General features: G+C 52.7%; 3 protein-coding genes. 1 reads left to right on the forward strand and 2 read right to left on the reverse strand.

What is annotated here, in order from left to right; all coding sequences use genetic code 11:
* Positions 1-146 precede the first annotated feature (146 nt).
* Positions 147-1136: a hypothetical protein gene (locus FJY67_11775; protein MBM3330128.1), complete on the reverse strand. Its 990-nt coding sequence runs from the start codon at positions 1134-1136 to the stop codon at positions 147-149.
* Between the two features lie 1119 nt (positions 1137-2255).
* Between FJY67_11775 and FJY67_11780 the strand changes: the two genes are divergently transcribed.
* Positions 2256-2483, forward strand: a complete 228-nt coding sequence (locus FJY67_11780; GenBank protein ID MBM3330129.1) for a hypothetical protein — start codon at positions 2256-2258, stop codon at positions 2481-2483.
* A gap of 79 nt (positions 2484-2562) precedes the next feature.
* Here FJY67_11780 and FJY67_11785 read toward each other — a convergent pair whose 3' ends face one another.
* On the reverse strand, positions 2563-2970 hold the full coding sequence (locus FJY67_11785) for a hypothetical protein (protein MBM3330130.1): 408 nt from the start codon (positions 2968-2970) through the stop codon (positions 2563-2565).
* Positions 2971-3031 lie beyond the last annotated feature (61 nt).

The raw sequence follows: 3031 nt of genomic DNA on the forward strand, positions 1-3031 counted from the left end.
CTCGCGCGAGTGCTGAAGTCCGCAAGCGGGCAGTGCAGGTAAGGATAAGATAAGCAGCAACGTGTCGATTTGCAAGAAGATACGAGGAAATGCAAAAGTCGTTGGTGCCGGACCGGACAGGCCGGGATGAATCCCGCCCTCCAAGTCTAACGTAGCAAAACCGCTTTGACGGTGTGGGAGTGAGAGCCGGCCAGAAGGCGGAGGAAATAGACTCCCGATGTCATTCTGAACGAAGTGAAGAATCTAAACTGATGGGTGCCGAGGGATACCGGGCCATTGTGGAAGCGGAGGACTTCACGGCCGTCGAGCGCGTAGAGGCTGAGCCGGACGGGCATGAGACCCCCCATTTGCGCTCTTGGAGGGCGGACATTCTTGTCCGCCCTTTGGGCAGGCAGGAATGCCCGCCCTCCAAGGTCAATCGTCACCGTCGCCTGATCGTTAAACGGATTAGGAGCAATCGTAAGCGAGAGGGGATCATCATCCCCGCTTCCCCCCTCGTCATCCTCGCTTTCCCCCTCGTCATCCCCGCGCAGGCGGGGATCCAGTCCAGCGCTTAGAGAATGGACATTGACAACCCAAACTTGCACATCCTCCTCCCACTCCTCCTCGCTTACTCGCTCCCTCGCATATCCGCTCACGACGTATCTGCCGGTGTCTTGGAACGACATGGACAAAGTGGACTGAGTAGACAGGGTGTCTGCTTCGTTTAGAGTCCACCAGAACTGAATCGAGTCATTGTTGGCATTGAAGGGAATTAACTCGAACGTCGCTTCCAGCCGCGGCTCGAGGGATAATTCGGGGAGATTCGGCTCATAAGCCCGAATGACTCCGCGCACTTGAATCGCCCATTGGACGGAATCGGCCGGCACCGGATCGACATTCGGGTCGAAGACCCTGGCTTTCAGGGCATACCCGCCCGTCCGGTCGAACGCGTAGGACCGGATTCCGATCCGGTCATCCCCTCCCACTTCTTCCCATCTCACCGCCGCGGAGTCGTAAATCATCCACTCATACCGCAGGTTCTCCAAGTCCCCGATGTAGGCTACAGAGTCGAGGGCGAAATCGATTTCGGAATTGCGCTGGATGGTGAGGGATAGGGTGTCGGGGGCATGGGAGGCGATGAAAAGGTTACGCAATTTTACCAACCAACCAGTTCGCACTGTACCGACGTCATTTGTAATTCTGCAAGTTATTGGATAGTCGCCAGCAGTCGTGTCAAGCCTAAAGGTTCTACTGGTGTCATCACGGTTTCCTATGTTGTCGCTGAGTGAATCACCGAAATCCCATTGGTAGAACATCGGGTTACCGTGCGCATTTCGTGCAACGACGGTGCAAGTTAGTGATCGTTGTGGAAGGAATTCTTGTATTGAATCTTCCGGAGATTTACTGAATATGACAGGGAATAGTGGATCAGGAGCAAAGGTCGCGATGAAACCGTCGGTACGTTGATTCTCAAAAGGACTCCAGAGCCTGCCGCATACAACAAATTCATCACCCGGAAGCGTTAATATCGTAAAGGCTTCATTAAAACTACGTCCTTCATCCTCCGCCACAAAGTTGCGGAAGTCATTTGTCCATAACACTCTTCCCTGCCGATCTGTGCGCACAACCAGTGGGTAATATCGTCCTTCTTGATATTTTTGCCCGACCAAAGCGAAGCCACCGTCAGTGGCCTTATCAATACCGTTGGGCCAAAGCATTGTGACGTTAGGCAGTAATAGCGTCTCAAGAACCTCACCTGCGTTGTTCACTTTTAAGATAGCCGGGCTTCCAGAAGCCGTGGCGAGGATAGCGAATCTATTCTCTGGCATGGATATAATGCCACCCAGAATCGGTCTTTCGTCCGCTATTTGTTCTACTCTTCTGGACCATATCAAATCACCATTAAGATCGACCTTGATAATTACACCTATTGTCACCCTATTCTCAGTTAAATATCCGCAAAGAATCACACCTCCCTCAGTCTCACGCATTGACAAGAATTGAGATGATTGGCCATAATACCCGGCCCAGTCAACCTCACCATCGCCGGTTATCCGAATGACATAGCCTGAATTGACTCCTCCGACCGGCCGGCCCCATCCAGACAAGACAAATCCACCATCTTTAAGTTCAATTACAGCGAATGCCCGACCGACTCCAAATTCACGTCTCCAAACTTCATCGCCTTCAGAGGTTATACGCACGGCCGCAAACGTCTGTCCGGCAAAGACGCCAGCCGAAACGGCATCTCCGTTATCGGCTTCTATGATGGAGTGAAACCAAATGCCATCAGTTTGATATTCCCATTCCATTACTCCTTCTTCATTGACGCGAACGAGCCAGGGGCGGCCTCCAGCTTGTCCACAAGCATAGAAGCCGCCCCCATTCAATGCATAGAAATCGCGGAAAGAATCATCGTTTTCGCCGCTGTCAAAGAACTCGATATTAACCAGATCTGGCTGGGCTTCGATTCTAACCGCAATGGCGAGCAATCCGCTTAACAGCGGAATGACCATTCGCTTGATGCACAGGTTGCAGGTCAATCTCGCCGCCAAGGTTCCCCTCCTGACAATATCCACTTCAATGTGCCTGAGCTGCCCTTTCAATTAGTGCTGGTGGATTCTGCTGATCGATCTCAACCTCTATTGGAGGCACGACGGGATTCTGGTTGGGCAGCAAGCGCCACTCATTCTCGCCGCCAAGCCCTTCTTCCCAGATGACCTCGATTAGTGTCGTCTGCGAGTTAAGTAGCCACTCTCCGCTCCACAGCGAAAACGAAGAGTTTGGGGTTAGAAAGTGGGTTGCGACGATATCACCACCTTGATTTCGTTCAATAACTTGAACTTCGCAATCAGATGGAGTGAACCCGTTCCAGTCGAGTTCTATCTCAAATGAGGTGACCGCCCACGCCTCCGACGGCGCGGCGAAGAGGGTGAAGACCGCCAGCAGCACCAGCACTGCCAGCGACAGATTCGTTCTCGGGCTCATACCATTCTCCATTCAGTTTGGATTGATAGTGTGCCCGGGCTGCTTAAGCCCGAGCCGTAGC

It is taken from the genome of Calditrichota bacterium (assembly GCA_016867835.1).
In the GTDB taxonomy this organism is placed as follows: Bacteria; Electryoneota; AABM5-125-24; order Hatepunaeales; family Hatepunaeaceae; genus VGIQ01.

Bases quoted from the DNA above. Each gene is read 5' to 3' on its own strand.
- FJY67_11785 (MBM3330130.1), bottom strand. From the start codon at position 2,970: ATGAGCCCGAGAACGAATCTGTCGCTGGCAGTGCTGGTGCTGCTGGCG.